The sequence below is a fragment of the Massilia aerilata genome (genome assembly GCF_042656905.1).
In the GTDB taxonomy this organism is placed as follows: domain Bacteria; phylum Pseudomonadota; class Gammaproteobacteria; order Burkholderiales; family Burkholderiaceae_D; genus Telluria; species Telluria aerilata.
Genome location: NZ_JBHSMZ010000026.1, coordinates 133,370 through 150,500, shown reverse-complemented (window position 1 = coordinate 150,500; position 17,131 = coordinate 133,370). Strand labels below are relative to the sequence as shown.

The following is a 17,131-nucleotide window of genomic DNA, read 5'->3' as shown; positions in this document are numbered from 1 at the left end:
ACGGAACTGATAAGGAAAAAATCGTGGGTAAAATCACCGGCTTCATGGAATTTCAGCGCCAGGAGGAAGGCCACCTGGAACCTGCCGCGCGCCTGAAGAACTACAAGGAATTCACGCTGACGCTCAGCAACGACCAGGCCAAGGTCCAGGGCGCCCGCTGCATGGACTGCGGCATCCCCTTCTGCAACACGGGCTGCCCGGTCAACAACATGATCCCCGACTGGAACGACCTGGTCTATCACGGCAATTACCGCAACGCCGTCGAGAACCTGCATTCGACCAACAACTTCCCCGAATTCACCGGCCGCATCTGCCCGGCGCCCTGCGAGGCCGCCTGCACGCTGGGCATCAACGACGAGCCGGTCGGCATCAAGTCGATCGAGCGCAAGATCGCCGACGCCGGCTGGGAAAACGGCTGGATCGTGCCGCAGCCGTCCCTGAACAAGACGGGCAAGAAAGTCGCGGTGGTCGGCTCGGGTCCTGCCGGCCTGGCCGCGGCCCAGCAGCTGGCGCGCGTCGGCCACGACGTGACGGTGTTCGAGAAGAGCGACCGCATCGGCGGCCTGCTGCGCTACGGGATCCCGGACTTCAAGATGGAGAAGGGCCTGATCGACCGCAGGGTAGAGCAAATGCGCGAGGAGGGCGTGCAGTTCCGCACCAGCACCCTGATCGGCAAGGACTTCCCGACCACGGTCAGCAACATGGCGCGCGAGACCATCTTCCCGGAAGACCTGGTCAAGGACTACGACGCGGTCGTGATGGCCGGCGGCGCCGAGCAGCCGCGCGACCTGCCGGTGCCGGGCCGCGACCTGAAGGGCGTGCACTTCGCGATGGACTTCCTGCCGCAGCAGAACCGCGTGAACGCCGGCGACAAGGTCAAGGATCAAATCAAGGCCACCGGCAAGCACGTGGTCGTGATCGGCGGCGGCGACACCGGCTCCGACTGCGTCGGCACCTCGAACCGCCACGGCGCCGCCTCGGTGACGCAGTTCGAACTGATGCCGATGCCGCCGGAAATTGAAAACAAGCCGCTGGTCTGGCCCTACTGGCCGACCAAGCTGCGCACCTCGTCCTCGCACGAAGAAGGCTGCGAGCGCGACTTCGCGGTGGCGACCAAGCGCTTCGAGGGCAAGGGCGGCAAGGTCGAGAAGGTCATCGCCTGCCGGGTCGAGTGGAAGGACGGGAAGATGATCGAAGTCCCGGACACGGAATTCGAACTGAAGGCCGACCTGGTGCTGCTGGCGATGGGCTTCGTCGCGCCGGTGCAGCAGGTGCTGGATGCCTTCGATGTGCAGAAGGATGCGCGCGGCAATGCGCGGGCGACCGTCGATGGCGAGACCTCGTACCAGACCTCGGTGGCCAAGGTGTTCGCGGCCGGCGACATGCGCCGCGGCCAGTCGCTGGTGGTGTGGGCGATTCGCGAAGGACGGCAGTGCGCGCGGGCGGTGGACGAGTTCCTGATGGGGACTTCGGAGCTGCCGCGCTGATTGCAGCAAAGGCTTCCCTTTTCAGCGGCCCCGCAGGGCCGCTTTTTTTTAGTCCAGGGCCTGGTCGATGTTCCACGGCTGCGCCGGCGTTTTCACGTCGATGAAGGCGTAGCAGGGATCGCAGACTTCGGCCTCCTGCCGGAGCCGCCAGATGAGCGCGACCAGCGTGCCGAGACTGGTCCTCGAGGTGTCCTTGCCGGGCACGATCTGCCAGGTTTCCCCGGTCATCGATACGCTCCCCATGTGCAGGCCGAGCACCTCGCCGGCACGCCGGGTGTAGCGGGCGATGCGGGCGACGCCGGCATGCGAGGCTTGCGTCGCCAGCACCGCGCCCGGCTTGGCAACCTGGTCGAGCCGGCGGAACAGCTTCTGCTTGCCCGCGGTGTCGGATGGCGCCGCGTCGACGATCAGGTCGCAGTCCTTCAGGTGATGAAAGTTGACGGTGGCGGCCAGCAATGCCATCCGCCCGTCGCGCCCGTTCGCGCTGGAACGGGCCAGTGCGATGCCCTTGGCTAGCGATGCGCGCTCCAGCTCGAAGAGGGTGACCGGGATACCGGCATCCAGCACGCGCAGGGCAAGGCCGATACCGAAGCCGCTGGCGCCGACGATGCCGACCCGCCCGACGGCCCGGCCTTGCGCCGCCAGGCCTTCCAGCGGATCGGCGTCGGCGCTGCGCCGGTCGGAACCGAGGTCCTCGTCCAGTGCGGCGATGCGGGCGTTCATCGCCCTCGCATCGATCCCGCCAGGCGCCAGCGTGTAGCGCGTTTCATATTGCATGTGACTCATATGGCCTCCTCGCGATGGCTCAGAACTGGTTCATCGTATTGAGCGCGCCGGAAGCTTTCAGCGCCGCTTCGCCGCTGAAGTATTCCTTGTGGTCGTCGCCCAGGTCCGAGCCCGACATGTTCTGGTGCTTGACGCAGGCGATACCCTGGCGGATCTCCTTGCGCTGCACGCCGGCCACATAACCCAGCATGCCCTGCTCGCCGAAGTATTCCCTGGCCAGGTTGTCGGTCGACAGCGCTGCGGTGTGGTAGGTCGGCAGCGTGATCAGGTGATGGAAGATGCCGGCTTCGCGTGCCGCGTCGGCCTGGAAGGTGCGGATCCGCTCGTCGGCTTCGCGCGCCAGTTCGGAGTCGTCGTACTCGGCGCTCATCAGCTGCGAGCGTTCGTAGCGCGACACGTCGGCGCCATCGAGCTTCATGCGGTCGAAGACCTGCTGGCGGAAATTCAGGGTCCAGTTGAAGGACGGGCTGTTGTTGTAGACCAGCTTCGCATTCGGGATCACCTTGCGGATTTCCTTGACCATGCCGCCGATCTGCGCGATATGCGGTTTTTCGGTTTCGATCCACAGCAGGTCGGCGCCGTTCTGCAGCGAGGTAATGCAGTCGAGCACGCAGCGTGCCTCGCCGCTGCCTTCGCGGAACTGGAACAGGTTGCTGGGCAGGCGCTTCGGACGCAGCAGCTTGCCGTCGCGCTTGATGACCACGTCGCCGTTGCCCATCGCGTCCAGCGAGACTTCTTCGACGTCGAGGAAGCTGTTGTACTGGTCGCCCAGGTCGCCCGGCTCGCTGGTGTACGCGATCTGCTTGGTCAGGCCCGCGCCCAGCGAATCGGTGCGCGCCACGATCAGGCCCTCGTCCACGCCCAGTTCGAGGAAGGCGTAGCGCACGGCGCGGATCTTGGCCAGGAAGTCTTCGTGCGGCACGGTGACCTTGCCGTCCTGGTGACCGCACTGTTTCTCGTCCGAGACCTGGTTTTCGATCTGGATGCAGCAGGCGCCGGCCTCGATCATCTGCTTGGCCAGCAGGTAGGTGGCCTCGGCATTGCCGAAACCGGCGTCGATGTCGGCGATGATCGGCACGACGTGGGTGACGAAGTTGTCGATCTTGTCTTGGATGGCGGCGCGCGACTGGCCTTCCGCGGCGTCGAGCTGGCGGAACAGGCCGCCGAGCTCGCGTGCATCGGCCTGGCGCAGGAAGGTGTACAGCTCCTTGATCAGGGCCGGCACGGCGGTTTTCTCATGCATGGACTGGTCCGGCAGCGGGCCGAATTCCGAACGCAGCGCGGCAATCATCCAGCCCGACAGATAAAGGTAGCGGCGGTCGGTATTGTTGAAGTGCTTTTTGATGGAGATCATCTTTTGCTGGCCGATGAAACCATGCCAGCAGCCCAGCGACTGGGTGTATTGGGAGGGATCGGCATCGTAGTTCGCCATGTCGCGGCGCATGATGCCCGCCGTGTAGCGGGCAATGTCGAGACCGGTCTGGAAGCGGTTCTGTGCGCGCATGCGGGCTGCGGACTCGGGGTTGATCGCATGCCACCCGCTGCCCTGCTGTTGTTTGAGATTGGCGATGGCCTGGATATCGTTCTGGTACTGGGACATGGTGCACTCCATTTGAGATGAATCGGAAATCGATGATTCATCATAGAGCGGATGCTGCACCGCATCTTATGTCTTATATAAGAGCTGACTGAGAATTTAAGTCATTAAATTCAATGACTTGGGGATGTTGTTCCGCAATGTGGAAAGCCGTTTTGCGCATTGCAACATCGTCTTCGATTTGCGGCGCATCAGAGTTCATAATGTGAAACGTGGTTTGGCCCTGTGAAAATACAGTCGACCAGCTAGGCTGGCCCCGGGTCACGTGCGAAGTGCCCGCCAAACCACACGCTGGCCAGCCGCGCCACTTCTTCCAGCGTGCCCGGCTCCTCGAACAAATGGGTGGCCCCGGGGACGATCGCCAGTTCCCGCGGGCAATTCAGCTGGGCGAAGGCTTGCCGGTTGAGGGCGATCACCTCGTGGTCGCTGCCGCCCACGATCAACAGGGTCGGCGCGGTCACGCCGTGCAGGGCGGCGATGCCGGCCAGGTCGGGCCGACCGCCGCGCGCGACCACCGCGGCAATCGACGGGTACGGGGCGTTCGGAAAAGGGTGGTCGGGCAGCAGCTGGCCGAGATAGGGTTCGCCCAGATGCGGCTCGCCCGCCAGCCGCAGCGCCGCGGCGGCGCCGGTGCTGGCGCCGAACAGTCCCAGCGGCAGCTGCGCGGTGGCCGGCTCGCGCGCCAGCCAGCGCGCCGCCGTGCGCAGGCGCAGGGTCAGCAGGGCGATGTCGAAACGGATGTCGGGATGGGCTTCCTCTTCTTCGCTGAGCAGGTCCAGCAGCAGGGTGCCGACGCCGGCCTCGCGCAGGATGCGGGCGACATAGTTATTACGCGGGCTGAGCCGGCTGCTGCCGCTGCCGTGGGCGAACAGGACGATGCCGAGCGGCTCGTGCGGCAGCTCCAACATGCCTTCCATGCTGGCGTCCTCGTGCTGGATATGGATCAGCGCCCTGGCGTTCACGGTGGTCTCCCACAGGGTTCGACCCCCGATCCGTCCAAAAATTCAGTCCGCAAATCCCCCCTCGCGAAGGGGAAGCATGCGCGCGCCAAGTTGTTGTTTCCACAGGGAATCTGTTAAGAAAATTTATGATCATGCAACAATGTGAGGTATGCATATCCCATTTAAAACAAATACTTACGTAAAGAAATTATCTGACTCATTGTTCAGCAATGTTGTAATATCACGTCGATAAGCGCGCCGGAATTGGGCTGCCTCCAGCAGGGATTAACGTTTCTGCACTACAATACGAGATTCACCAAATACCAATATTCACTGTGTCCAACCTTGTCGAAATCCGCGATCTGCATTTTTCGTATGGAGATCGCCCCATCCTGTCGAATCTGAGCATGGATTTCCCGCGCGGCAAGCTGATTGCCGTGATGGGCGGTTCCGGCTCCGGCAAGACGACGGTGCTGCGCCTGATCGGCGGACAGATCCGTCCCCAGCGCGGCACGGTCTCGGTGAATGGCGAAGTCGTCCACCAGCTCGACACGGAAAACCTGTACCGCCTGCGCCGCAAGATGGGCATGCTGTTCCAGTTCGGCGCGCTGTTTACCGACCTGAGCGTGTTCGAAAACGTGGCCTTCCCGCTACGCGAACATAGCGATCTGCCGGAAGAAGTGCTGCGCGACCTGGTGCTGATGCGCCTGAACGCGGTCGGCCTGCGCAATGCCGCCAAGCTGAAGCCGAACGAGATCTCGGGCGGCATGGCGCGCCGCGTGGCGCTGGCGCGTGCGATCGCGCTGGACCCGGAACTGATCATGTACGACGAGCCCTTCGCCGGCCTGGACCCGATCTCGATGGGCGTGACCGCCAACCTGATCCGCAACCTGAACGACACGCTGGGCTCGACCTCGATCCTGGTCTCGCACGACGTGAACGAAACCTTCAGCATCGCCGACTACGTGTACTTCCTGTCCGGCGGCAAGATCGTTGCCCAGGGCACGCCGGCGGAAATGCGCGCGTCCAGCGATCCCTACGTCAAGCAGTTCGTCAACGCCGAGCCGGACGGTCCGGTGCCCTTCCACTATCCGGGCAAGTCGCTGGCCGAAGACCTGGGCCTGGGAGGCAAGCAATGATCGCGCGCTTCCTGGCCTTCATCGGCGCCTTCGTGCTGGACACGATCGCCCGCATCGGCTTCGTCACCCGTTCCTTCGTCAAGCTGCTGGGCCGGCTGCCCGGCGCGCTGAAGCGCCCGGCCCTGATCTCGGAACAGATCCATTTCATCGGCAATTACTCTCTGCTGATCATCGTCGTCTCCGGCCTGTTCGTCGGCATGGTGCTGGCCCTGCAGGGCTATTACACGCTGAGCCAGTTCGGCGCCGACGAAAAGCTCGGCCAGCTGGTGGCGCTGTCGCTGCTGCGCGAACTCGGCCCGGTCGTCACCGCGCTGCTGTTCGCCGGCCGCGCCGGCACCTCGCTGACCGCCGAGATCGGCCTGATGAAGGCCGGCGAGCAGCTGTCGGCGATGGAAATGATGGCCGTGAACCCGATCCAGCGCGTGCTGGCGCCGCGTTTCTGGGGCGGCATGCTCGCCATGCCGGTGCTGGCGACGATCTTCTCCGCCATCGGCATCATCGGCGGCTACCTGGTCGGCGTGCAGCTGATCGGCGTGGACGAGGGCGCGTTCTGGTCCCAGATGCAGGGCAATATCGACGTGCGCCGCGACATCCTGAACGGCGTGCTGAAGAGTTTCGTGTTTGGCGTGGCCGTCACTTTTACCGCGCTGTTCCAGGGTTATGAAGCGCAGCCGACGCCGGAAGGCGTGTCGCGCGCGACCACCCGTACCGTGGTGATCGCCTCGCTGATGGTCCTGGCGCTCGACTTCGTCATGACCGCCTTAATGTTCAACAAATAAGTGTTCAATAAATAACTAGAACTTTGGCTGATTAATCGCCGCTATATATTAGGAAATCTTATGCATCGCAAAACTATTGACGTCTGGGTCGGACTTTTCGTGCTGTTGGGTGCGGTATCGCTCCTTTTCCTCGCACTTAAGGCAGGTAACATGAGCACTATTTCGTTTACCAAGACGTATGCGATCGTCGGCAAGTTCGACAACATCGGCGGTTTGAAGCCACAGTCGCCGGTCAAGAGCGCAGGCGTGGTCGTGGGCCGCGTCGGCGACATCAGTTTCGACGACAAGACCTTCGCGGCCATGGTTCGTCTCGACATGAATCCGGCCTACAAGTTTCCGAAAGACAGCTCGCTGAAGATCCTGACCTCCGGCCTGCTGGGCGAACAGTACGTCGGCATCGAAGCCGGCGGCGACACCAACAACCTGGCCGAAGGGGACCGCATCACCCGCACGCAGTCGGCGGCGGTGCTGGAAGACCTGATTAACCAGTTTATCTATAGCAAAGCAGCCGATGGAAAGGACAGTGAGAAATGAGCATTCGTAAGGCACTGACGCTGGCGGCCGGCGCTGCCGTATTGCTGAGCGGTTGCGCGACGTCCACCAATCCGCGCGATCCGTTCGAGAAATTCAACCGCGCGGTCTTCAACTTCAACGATGCGGTCGACCGCACCGCCCTGAAGCCGGCTGCCACCGCCTACAAGAACGTGACCCCGGACTTCGTCCAGACCGGCGTGAACAACTTCTTCGGCAACCTGTCGGACCTGTGGAGCTCGGTCAACAATTTCGCCCAGCTCAAGGGCCAGGATGGCCTGAACGATTTCACCCGTTTTGCCGTGAACTCGACCCTCGGCCTGGTTGGCGTGCTCGACATCGCGACCCCGGCGGGCCTGCGCAAGCACAACGAAGACCTGGGCCAGACCCTGGGCTACTGGGGCGTGCCAAGCGGCCCCTACTTGATGTTGCCGCTGTTGGGCCCATCTACGATCCGCGACACCGCGGTTCTGCCGGGCGACTGGTGGGGCGACGGCTGGACCCACGTGAACGACATCCCGTGGCGTAACAGCGGCATCGTGCTGCGCGCCGTCGACCAGCGCGCCAGCGTGCTGGATGCCTCGAACCTGCTCGAAGACGCCGCCCTCGACCGCTACGAATTCATCCGCGACGGTTACCTGCAGCGTCGCAGCAGCAAGGTCCTGGACACGGATAAAGCCCAGGTCCGCGCCGAGAAGGTGCAGGAAAAGCTGGAGAAGGTGCAGGAGAAGGTCGAGCAGAAACTGGGCGTGAAGAAGACGCAGAACCCGGACGACGCCGCTCCCGATGCCGCGCCGGAGAATCCGCCGGCGCCTGCGCCGGTGTCATCCGGACCGGTACAAAAGTAGTTAATGGAATACACATCGGAGGCACAGCCTCAACCAGACAAAGGAAGCGTATGAAGCCAATCGCACAACTGATCGTGACTGCCGCCGTGGCGGCCTTTTCCACCAGCGTGATCGCTGCTCCGGCCGCGGCCGCCAACGAAGCGCCGGACGTGCTGGTCAAGCGCGTCAGCACCGACGTGATCGACGCCGTCAAGGCCGACAAGGATATTCAGGCCGGCAACAGCCGCAAGATCATCGACCTGGTCAACACCAGGATCCTGCCGTATGTCGATTCCGACAAGATGACCGCGCAGGCGGCCGGGCGCTTCTGGCGCCAGGCGACCCCGGAACAGCAGAAGCAACTGTCGGAAGAATTCCGCCAGCTGCTGATCTACACGTATTCGGGCGCGCTCTCGCAAATCAAGAACGAGACCATCGAATTCAAGCCCTTCCGCGCCGACCCGGCCGACAGCGAAGTCGAGGTGAAGTCGCAGGTCAACCTGACCCGCGGCGAGCCGATCACCCTGAACTACCGCCTGAGCAAGGGCGCGCAGGGCTGGAAGATCTTCGACCTGAACGTGATGGGCGCCTGGCTGGTCGAGACCTATAAATCGACCTTCGCCTCCGAGATCGGCAAGGGCGGCGTCGATGGCCTGATCAAGAAGCTGCACGACCGTAACCAGCAGCTGGCCAACAAGCCGCTGAAGGCGCCGCAGAAGTAAGCATGGCGGAGTCCAATCCCATGCTGTCGCTGGATGCCCTGACCTTCCAGAACGCCCAGGCGGCGCTGGAGCAGGGCTGCGCGGCGCTCGGCGCCGGCGAGACCGTGTTCGACCTCGGCGGCGTGCGCGCCGCCGATTCCTCGGCCCTGGCGCTGATGCTGGCATGGCAGCGCCGCGCCCAGACCCACGGGCGCAAGCTCAGCTTCATCAATGTGCCGGCCAACGTCGATGCGCTGGCGCGCCTGTACGGCGTCGATGGTTTGATCGGCCGAGCGTAATCGGCAGCGTCATGACGGATCGGCGGCTTGCCGACCCGTCATGAGGTTTTCTTCTATAATGGCTCGTTTCCCCTGCACGGTCCGCCGCCCCGGCGCGCCCCCATCGCATGACAGCCATCCAGATTGACAGCGTCGAGAAAAGCTACAAGGGTTTCAAAGCCCTCAAGGGCGTTTCCCTGACCATCGAACAAGGCGAGTTCTTTGGCCTGCTCGGCCCGAACGGCGCCGGCAAGACCACCCTCATTTCCTGTATCGCGGGCCTGATCCGGCCCGACGTCGGTAGCGTGCGCATCCACGGCCACGACGTGGTCAAGGACTTCCGCCAGGCCCGCATGGCGCTCGGCGTGGTGCCGCAGGAACTGGTGTTCGATCCCTTTTTCACGGTGCGCGAAACCCTGCGCCTGCAGTCCGGCTACTTCGGCCTGAAGAACAACGACAAGTGGATCGACGAGGTCATGGAAAACCTCGACCTGACCGCCAAGGCCGACGTCAACATGCGCGCCCTGTCCGGCGGCATGAAGCGGCGCGTGCTGGTGGCCCAGGCCCTGGTGCACAAGCCGCCCGTGATCGTGCTGGACGAACCGACCGCCGGCGTCGACGTCGAACTGCGCCAGACCCTGTGGAAGTTCATCTCGCGCCTCAATCGCGAAGGCCACACCGTGGTGCTGACCACCCACTACCTCGAAGAAGCCCAGGCCATGTGCCAGCGCGTGGCCATGCTCAAGACCGGCAACGTGGTGGCGCTGGACACCATGTCGCAGCTGCTGCGCCGCGTGTCCGGCTCCTCGCTGATCGTGCACCTGAAGCAGGGCGCGCTGCCGGAAGGCCTGCGCCACCTGGTCGCGCACGACGAGCACGACGACGCCTCGAAGCCGAACGGGCAGGGCAACAAATACACCCTGCGCGTGAACGAGTACGGCGAGGTCGAACACATCCTGGCGCGCCTGCGCGAATCCGGCGCCGTCATCGACGAAATGCAGCTCCAGCAGGCCGACCTGGAAGACATCTTTATCCAGATTATGGAAGGGGCACCGATCCGATGAATTTCGTCTCCGTGGGTTTCAAGACCCTGTTCTACAAAGAGATCCTGCGCTTCTGGAAGGTCGCCACCCAGACCGTGGCGGCGCCCATCGTCACCTCGATGCTCTACCTGCTGATCTTCGGCCACGTGCTCGAAGGCCGCGTGCAGATGCTCGAAGGCGTCGACTACACCGCCTTCCTGATCCCCGGCCTGGTGATGATGAGCGTGCTGCAGAACGCCTTCGCCAATTCCTCGTCCTCGCTGATCCAGTCCAAGATCACGGGCAACCTGGTCTTCATTCTGCTGCCGCCGCTGTCGCACTGGGAGATCCTGTCGGCCTACGTGACCGCCTCGATCGTGCGCGGGCTGTCGGTCGGCCTGGGCGTGTTCGTCATCACCGCCTGGTTCGCGCACCTGTCCTTCACCTTCCCGCTGTGGATCATCGTGTTCGCGCTGCTGGGCGCGGCGATCCTGGGGGCGATGGGCGTGATCGCCGGTATCTGGGCCGAGAAGTTCGACCAGCTGGCCGCGTTCCAGAACTTTTTGATCATGCCTGCAACATTTTTGGCCGGCGTGTTCTATTCGATTAAGAAACTGCCCCCGTTCTGGCTGGCAGTCTCGCATTTCAACCCGTTCTTTTATATGATTGACGGGTTCCGTTACGGTTTCTTCGGCAAGTCGGACGTCTCGCCCTGGACCAGCCTGGCCATCGTCGCCGTGTTCTTCGTGGTGCTGGCAGGCGTCGCCATCAATATGCTCCGCCGCGGCTACAAGCTGCGCCACTAAGATTCATTCAACATTCATCATGGCTACCACTCCTGAACTCATCCACGGCTACCTCAAGGCCGGCATGGAAACCACCCACCTAGAAGTGGAAGGCGACGGCCAGCACTTCAGCGCCGTCATCGTGTCGCCGGCGTTTGCGGGGAAAAGCCGCATCCAGCGCCACCAGATCGTCTACGCCGCCCTCGGCGACCGCATGCGCGAAGAGATCCACGCGCTGTCGATGAAGACCCTCACTCCTGAAGAGTACCAAGGATAAGCATATGGACAAGCTCCAGATCACCGGCGGCAAGCGCCTGAACGGCGACATCCGCATCTCGGGCGCCAAGAACGCCGCGCTGCCCATCCTGTGCGCCGGCCTGCTGACGGGCGGCGACCTCGAACTGTCGAACGTGCCGCGCCTGCACGACGTGCGCACCATGCTCAAGCTGCTCGAGCAGACCGGCCTGAAGGTGACCCAGGACGACGAGAACGTCACCCTGAACGGCGCCAGCATCGACAAGCTGGAAGCGCCGTACGAGCTGGTGAAGACCATGCGCGCCTCGATCCTGGTGCTGGGCCCGATGCTGGCGCGCTTCGGCGAAGCCAAGGTCTCGCTGCCGGGCGGCTGCGCGATCGGTTCGCGTCCGGTCGACCAGCACATCAAGGGCCTGCGCGCGATGGGCGCCGAGATCACGATCGAAGGCGGCTACATCCACGCCAAGTGCCCGAAGCTGAAGGGCGCGCGCATCCACACCGACATGATCACCGTGACCGGCACCGAGAACCTGCTGATGGCCGCCGTGCTGGCCGAAGGCGAGACCGTGCTGGAAAACGCCGCGCGCGAACCGGAAGTGACCGATCTCGCCAACATGCTGGTGGCGATGGGCGCCAGGATCGAAGGCATCGGCACCGACCGCCTGGTGATCCAGGGCGTCGAGTCGCTGCATGGCACGAAGCACGCGGTGATCTCGGACCGCATCGAAGCCGCGACCTTCCTGTGCGCGGTGGCGGCGGCCGGCGGCGACATCCGCATCACCAACACCCGCACCGACATCTTCGACGTCGCGCTCGATAAACTGCGCCAGGTGGGCCTGCAGCTGGACGTGCAGGACAACGCCATCCGCGCCCGCATGGACGGCCGCCCGCACCCGGTGTCCTTCCGCACCACCGAATATCCGGGCTTCCCGACCGACATGCAGGCCCAGTTCATGGCCGTGAACATCATCGCCGACGGTCCGAGCCGCGTGACCGAGACCATCTTCGAGAACCGCTTCATGCACGTGCAGGAGATGAACCGCCTGGGCGCGCAGATCTCGACCGAGGGCAACACCGCCTTCATGCGCGGCGTCGAGCGCCTGGTGGGCGCGCCGGTGATGGCGACCGACCTGCGCGCTTCGGCTTCGCTGGTGATCGCCGGCCTGGCGGCCGAGGGCACGACCATTGTCGATCGCATTTATCACCTGGATCGTGGGTATGATCGGATGGAAGCCAAGTTGTCGGCGGTGGGCGCCGATATCGTTCGTATCAAATAATTTCCTCCGTCGTCCCCGCGCAGGCGGGGACCCAAGTTCTGCCAGAACGATCGAAACGCAAACAAACTTGGATCCCCGCCTTCGCGGGGACGACGGTAACCAAAGCAGTCACATGACCAAACCAACCCAGGACAGCTCCCAGCTGATCCTCGCCCTCTCGAAGGGCCGCATCTTCGAAGACACCCTGCCGCTGCTGGCCGCGGCGGGCATCGAGGTGCTGGAAAATCCGGAAACCTCGCGCAAGCTGATCCTCGCGACCAACGACCCCGGCGTGCGCGTGCTGATCGTGCGCGCCACCGACGTGCCGACCTATGTCCAGTACGGCGCCGCCGACTTCGGCGTGGCCGGCAAGGACGTGCTGCTCGAGCATGGCGGCGAAGGCCTGTACCAGCCGGTCGATTTGCGCATCGCCTGCTGCCGCATGTCGGTGGCGGTGAACGCCGGCTTCGACTACGAGACCGCGGTGCGCCAGGGCGCGCGCCTGCGCGTGGCGACCAAGTTCGTGGAAACCGCGCGCGAGCACTTCGCCAAGAAGGGCGTGCACGTCGACCTCATCAAGCTGTATGGCTCGATGGAGCTGGCGCCGCTGGTCGGCCTGTCGGACGCCATCGTCGACGTGGTCTCGACCGGCGGCACCCTGCGCGCCAACAACCTGGTCGAAGTCGAGAAGATCATGGAGATCTCCTCGCGCCTGGTGGTCAACCAGGCCGCGCTCAAGCTCAAGCGCGAGCGTCTGCAACCCATCATCGAGGCGTTCGATCGCGCCTCCCGGCAGCAAGGTTAAATCATGGAAGTACGCAAGCTCGATTCCACAGCGCCCGATTTCAAGCAGCAGCTCACGAAACTGCTGGCCTTCGAAGCGGAGACCGACGACGCCATCGAGTCGGCCGTCGCCAGGATCCTCGCCGACGTCAAGGCGCGCGGCGATGCGGCCGTGCTCGAGTACACGAATAAATTCGACCGCATCCCGAACGGCGGCGCCGCCGGCATGGCCGCCTTCGACCTGGGCCAGGACGAATTGCAGGCCGCGCTGGCCTCGCTGCCGGAAGCCCAGCGCGCCGCGCTGCAGACGGCCGCCGAGCGCATCCGCGTATTCCACGAGCGCCAGAAGCAGGAACTGAACGGTTTTACGTACACCGAGCCCGATGGCACGGTACTCGGCCAGCGCGTGACGCCGCTGGACCGCGTCGGCATCTATGTCCCGGGCGGCAAGGCGGCCTACCCCTCGTCGGTGCTGATGAACGCGATCCCGGCCCAGGTGGCCGGCGTGAAGGACATCGTGATGGTGGTGCCGACCCCGGACGGCATCAAGAACCGCATGGTGCTGGCCGCCGCCGCGATCGCCGGCGTGACGCGCGTGATCACCATCGGCGGCGCCCAGGCCGTGGCGGCGCTGGCCTACGGCACCGAGACGATTCCCGCCGTCGATAAAATCGTCGGCCCCGGCAACGCCTACGTGGCCGCCGCCAAGCGCCGCGTGTTCGGCACCGTCGGCATCGACATGATCGCCGGCCCCTCCGAAATCCTGGTGCTGTGCGACGGCAGCACCGATCCGGACTGGGTCGCGATGGACCTGTTCTCGCAGGCCGAGCACGACGAGCTGGCCCAGGCCATCCTGCTGTGCCCCGACGCCGGCTACATCGCACAGGTCGAAGCCAGCATCCACAAGCTGCTGCCGACCATGCCGCGCAAGGACACGATCGCGACTTCGCTGAGCGACCGCGGCGCCCTGATCAAGGTGCGCGACATGGAGGAAGCCTGCGCGATCGCCAACGACATCGCCGCCGAGCACCTGGAAATCTCCGCTGCCGAACCGCAGCAGTGGGCCGACCGGATCCGCCACGCGGGCGCGATGTTCCTCGGCCGCTTCTCGTCGGAGTCGCTGGGCGATTACTGCTGCGGCCCGAACCACGTGCTGCCGACCTCGCGCACGGCGCGCTTCTCGTCGCCGCTGGGCGTCTACGACTTCCAGAAGCGCTCGTCGGTGCTGTTCGTGTCCGAAGCCGGCGCCCAGACCCTGGGCAAGGTGGCGGCCGAGCTGGCGTACGGCGAAGGCTTGCAGGCGCACGCCCGCAGCGCCGAACTGAGGATCAAGGACGGCAAGACGTCATGACGGACTGGGTCGACCGGGTCTTCTGCGAGGATGCGCTGGCCGGGATGGCGCGCATCCCCGATGGCTCCATCGACCTGATCCTGACCGACCCGCCCTACAACCTCGGCAAGGACTACGGCAACGCCTCCGACCAGCAGAGCGTGGACGACTACCTGGCCTGGACCGAGCGCTGGATCGACATCGCGCTGCCCAAGCTGAAAGCCAACGGCAGCCTTTACATTTTCCTGACCTGGCGCTTCGCGCCGGAGATCTTCGTCATGCTCAAGAAGCGCCTGACGATGATGAACGAGATCATCTGGGATCGCCGCGTGCCCTCGATGGGCGGCAGCACCCGCAGCTTCAGCTCGGTGCACGACACCATCGGCTTCTTCGTCAAGCGCAAGGATTATTATTTCGACCTGGACGCCGTGCGCATTCCCTACGACGCCGCGACCAAGAAAGCCCGCTCGCGCTCGATCTTCATCGGCGCCAAATGGCTCGAGGTCGGCTACAACCCGAAGGACCTGTGGAGCGTTTCGCGCCTGCACCGCGAACATGCGGAACGGGTCGATCACCCGACCCAGAAGCCGCTGGAGATCATCGAGCGCATGCTCAAGGCTTCCTGCCCGCCTGATGGGGTGGTGCTGGATCCCTTCATGGGCAGCGGGACCACGGCGCTGGCGGCGCGGCGGCTGGGGCGGCGGTTTGTCGGGTTCGAGTTGAACCCAGATTATTGCGAGGTTATCCAGCAGCGGCTGGCGGAGCCGGAGGCGCCGGTGAAGAAGAAGGCTGGGGCAGGACGCAAGAAATCCCCCGTCGTCCCCGCGCAGGCAGGGACCCAAGTTGCACGCGCAGCCAAAACGCAAACAAACCTGGGTTCCCGCCTTCGCGGGAACGACGAGGTTGAAGCAAACACTTTTACCACCGAAGGAAGCACACCATGACCGACATCGACACCCTCATCGCCAACACGATCCGCGAAGACGTCCGTGCCGGCCATATCTACAATGTCCCGGACGCCAGCGGCTACATCAAGCTGGACGCGATGGAAAACCCCTACGAGCTGCCGGAACACCTGCGCCAGGAACTGGCCGCGCGCCTGGCCGAGGCCGTGCTGAACCGCTACCCGGTGGCTTCATACGCCACGCTCAAGCAGAAGATCCGCGCCAGCCTGGGCGTCCCGAACGGCTACGACGTCATCCTTGGCAATGGCTCGGACGAGATCATCAGCATCATCGCCACTGCCACCGCGCGCCAGAATCTGGACGGTAAAACCAGGCGCGCCGTGCTGATGGCGCCGAGCCCGGCCTTCGTGATGTTCCAGCGTTCGGCCCAGTTTGCCGGCATGGACTACGTGGGCGTGCCCCTGAAAGCCGACTTCTCGCTCGACCGCGCAGCCATGCTGGCGGCGATCGAACAGCACAAGCCGGCGGTGGTGTTCCTGGCCTACCCGAACAACCCGACCGGCAACCTCTACGATGAAGCCGACATGATCGCCATCATCGAGGCGTTGGGCGACAGCGGCATCGCGGTGGTCGACGAGGCGTATCAACCCTTTGCCCGCACCAGCTTCATGGACCGCCTGCCGCAATACCCGAACCTGATGGTGATGCGCACGCTGTCGAAGCTGGGCCTGGCCGGTATCCGCCTCGGCTACCTGGCGGCCGCGCCCGCCCTGCTGGAGCAGTTCGACAAGGTGCGCGCGCCCTACAACGTCAACGTGCTGACCCAGGTGGCGGCCGAGTTTGCGCTCGACCATATCGACGTGCTGAACGAGCAGGCGGCGCAGCTGAACCAGGCTCGCGGCGAACTGGCGGCGGCGCTGGCTGAGCTGCCGGGCGTGACCGTGTTCCCGTCGAGCGCGAATTTCATTACCTTCCGTGTAGCGGACGCCGATCGCACCTGCGCTAAACTGTTCGCCGAACGGGTACTGATTAAAAATTTGAGTAAAATGCACGAATTGCTGGCCAACTGCATCCGCGTGACGGTCAGCACCCCGGAAGAGAATTCCGTATTCCTGAATGCCCTGAAGGCTTCCCTGTAATGACCCGCACCGCAGAAATCACGCGCAATACCAGCGAGACGCAGATCCGCGTCGCGCTCAATCTCGACGGCACCGGCGTCCAGAAACTGAACACCGGCGTCCCCTTCCTCGACCATATGCTGGACCAGATCGCCCGCCATGGCCTGATCGACCTCGAAGTCGAGGCCGTCGGCGACCTGCATATCGACGACCACCATACCGTCGAGGACACCGGCATCACGCTGGGCATGGCGGTCGCCAAGGCGATCGGCGACAAGAAAGGCATCCGCCGCTACGGCCACGCCTACGTGCCGCTGGACGAAGCGCTGTCGCGCGTCGTGATCGACTTTTCCGGCCGCCCGGGCCTGGACTGGCATGTGCCGTTCACCCGCGCCACCATCGGCAAGTTCGACGTCGACCTCACCATCGAGTTCTTCCGCGGCTTCGTCAACCACGCCGGCGTGACCCTGCACGTGGACAACCTGCGCGGCGTGAACGCCCACCACCAGTGCGAGACCGTGTTCAAGGCTTTCGGCCGCGCCCTGCGCATGGCCTCCGAGCTCGACGAGCGCGCGCTCGGCACGATCCCGTCGACCAAGGGCAGCCTGTAA

General features: G+C 64.1%; 19 protein-coding genes. 16 read left to right on the top strand and 3 right to left on the bottom strand.

Features of this window, described 5'->3' with window-relative positions; genetic code table 11:
- Window positions 1-23 precede the first annotated feature (23 nt).
- Window positions 24-1,487, top strand: a complete 1,464-nt coding sequence (locus ACFPO9_RS25910) for a glutamate synthase subunit beta (RefSeq protein ID WP_379776915.1) — start codon at window positions 24-26, stop codon at window positions 1,485-1,487.
- A 48-nt stretch (window positions 1,488-1,535) separates the two neighbouring features.
- Here ACFPO9_RS25910 and ACFPO9_RS25905 read toward each other — a convergent pair whose 3' ends face one another.
- The 3 genes from ACFPO9_RS25905 to ACFPO9_RS25895 form a co-directional block, all read right to left on the bottom strand.
- Window positions 1,536-2,273 carry a 3-hydroxyacyl-CoA dehydrogenase NAD-binding domain-containing protein gene (locus tag ACFPO9_RS25905; RefSeq protein ID WP_379776912.1) on the bottom strand — a complete coding sequence of 246 codons (738 nt, stop codon included), beginning with the start codon at window positions 2,271-2,273 and terminating at the stop codon, window positions 1,536-1,538.
- 19 nt (window positions 2,274-2,292) lie between these two features.
- Window positions 2,293-3,873 (bottom strand): isocitrate lyase, encoded by a 1,581-nt coding sequence (locus ACFPO9_RS25900; RefSeq protein WP_379776910.1) that lies wholly within the window; start codon window positions 3,871-3,873, stop codon window positions 2,293-2,295.
- A 242-nt stretch (window positions 3,874-4,115) separates the two neighbouring features.
- Complete coding sequence (locus tag ACFPO9_RS25895; RefSeq protein WP_379777649.1) at window positions 4,116-4,787, bottom strand: dienelactone hydrolase family protein; 672 nt, start codon at window positions 4,785-4,787, stop codon at window positions 4,116-4,118.
- Between the two features lie 359 nt (window positions 4,788-5,146).
- Here ACFPO9_RS25895 and ACFPO9_RS25890 point away from each other — a divergent pair, with 359 nt between their 5' ends.
- The 15 genes from ACFPO9_RS25890 (at window position 5,147) to hisB (ending at window position 17,131) form a co-directional block, all read left to right on the top strand.
- The gene (locus ACFPO9_RS25890; RefSeq protein WP_379776908.1) at window positions 5,147-5,950 is read left to right on the top strand and encodes an ABC transporter ATP-binding protein; all 804 of its coding nucleotides are present in this window, start codon (window positions 5,147-5,149) and stop codon (window positions 5,948-5,950) included.
- Window positions 5,947-6,729, top strand: a complete 783-nt coding sequence (gene mlaE / locus ACFPO9_RS25885) for a lipid asymmetry maintenance ABC transporter permease subunit MlaE (protein WP_379776906.1) — start codon at window positions 5,947-5,949, stop codon at window positions 6,727-6,729. The genes ACFPO9_RS25890 and mlaE overlap by 4 nt, the downstream gene beginning before the upstream one ends.
- Before the next feature lie 60 nt (window positions 6,730-6,789).
- Entirely contained in the window at window positions 6,790-7,263 is a 474-nt protein-coding gene (mlaD, locus tag ACFPO9_RS25880; protein ID WP_230026941.1) for an outer membrane lipid asymmetry maintenance protein MlaD, read from the top strand.
- Complete coding sequence (locus tag ACFPO9_RS25875; protein WP_379776902.1) at window positions 7,260-8,108, top strand: MlaA family lipoprotein; 849 nt, start codon at window positions 7,260-7,262, stop codon at window positions 8,106-8,108. Before mlaD ends, ACFPO9_RS25875 begins: the two co-directional genes overlap by 4 nt.
- A gap of 50 nt (window positions 8,109-8,158) precedes the next feature.
- Complete coding sequence (locus ACFPO9_RS25870; RefSeq protein WP_379776899.1) at window positions 8,159-8,809, top strand: MlaC/ttg2D family ABC transporter substrate-binding protein; 651 nt, start codon at window positions 8,159-8,161, stop codon at window positions 8,807-8,809.
- 2 nt (window positions 8,810-8,811) lie between these two features.
- The gene (locus tag ACFPO9_RS25865; RefSeq protein WP_379776897.1) at window positions 8,812-9,087 is read left to right on the top strand and encodes an STAS domain-containing protein; all 276 of its coding nucleotides are present in this window, start codon (window positions 8,812-8,814) and stop codon (window positions 9,085-9,087) included.
- A gap of 107 nt (window positions 9,088-9,194) precedes the next feature.
- The gene (locus ACFPO9_RS25860; protein WP_379776894.1) at window positions 9,195-10,130 is read left to right on the top strand and encodes an ABC transporter ATP-binding protein; all 936 of its coding nucleotides are present in this window, start codon (window positions 9,195-9,197) and stop codon (window positions 10,128-10,130) included.
- Window positions 10,127-10,894, top strand: coding sequence for an ABC transporter permease (locus tag ACFPO9_RS25855; protein WP_230026946.1), 768 nt, complete (start codon window positions 10,127-10,129; stop codon window positions 10,892-10,894). The genes ACFPO9_RS25860 and ACFPO9_RS25855 overlap by 4 nt, the downstream gene beginning before the upstream one ends.
- Window positions 10,895-10,913: 19 nt before the next feature.
- Window positions 10,914-11,150 carry a BolA family protein gene (locus tag ACFPO9_RS25850; protein WP_379776892.1) on the top strand — a complete coding sequence of 79 codons (237 nt, stop codon included), beginning with the start codon at window positions 10,914-10,916 and terminating at the stop codon, window positions 11,148-11,150.
- Between the two features lie 4 nt (window positions 11,151-11,154).
- Window positions 11,155-12,405 carry a UDP-N-acetylglucosamine 1-carboxyvinyltransferase gene (murA, locus tag ACFPO9_RS25845; RefSeq protein ID WP_379776890.1) on the top strand — a complete coding sequence of 417 codons (1,251 nt, stop codon included), beginning with the start codon at window positions 11,155-11,157 and terminating at the stop codon, window positions 12,403-12,405.
- A gap of 112 nt (window positions 12,406-12,517) precedes the next feature.
- Entirely contained in the window at window positions 12,518-13,189 is a 672-nt protein-coding gene (gene hisG / locus ACFPO9_RS25840) for an ATP phosphoribosyltransferase (RefSeq protein ID WP_379776888.1), read from the top strand.
- A 3-nt stretch (window positions 13,190-13,192) separates the two neighbouring features.
- Window positions 13,193-14,518, top strand: coding sequence for a histidinol dehydrogenase (hisD, locus tag ACFPO9_RS25835; RefSeq protein ID WP_379776885.1), 1,326 nt, complete (start codon window positions 13,193-13,195; stop codon window positions 14,516-14,518).
- Window positions 14,515-15,441 (top strand): DNA-methyltransferase, encoded by a 927-nt coding sequence (locus tag ACFPO9_RS25830; protein WP_379776882.1) that lies wholly within the window; start codon window positions 14,515-14,517, stop codon window positions 15,439-15,441. Before hisD ends, ACFPO9_RS25830 begins: the two co-directional genes overlap by 4 nt.
- Window positions 15,438-16,541, top strand: a complete 1,104-nt coding sequence (gene hisC, locus ACFPO9_RS25825; RefSeq protein WP_379776879.1) for a histidinol-phosphate transaminase — start codon at window positions 15,438-15,440, stop codon at window positions 16,539-16,541. The genes ACFPO9_RS25830 and hisC overlap by 4 nt, the downstream gene beginning before the upstream one ends.
- Window positions 16,541-17,131 (top strand): imidazoleglycerol-phosphate dehydratase HisB, encoded by a 591-nt coding sequence (gene hisB, locus ACFPO9_RS25820; protein ID WP_230026953.1) that lies wholly within the window; start codon window positions 16,541-16,543, stop codon window positions 17,129-17,131. Before hisC ends, hisB begins: the two co-directional genes overlap by 1 nt.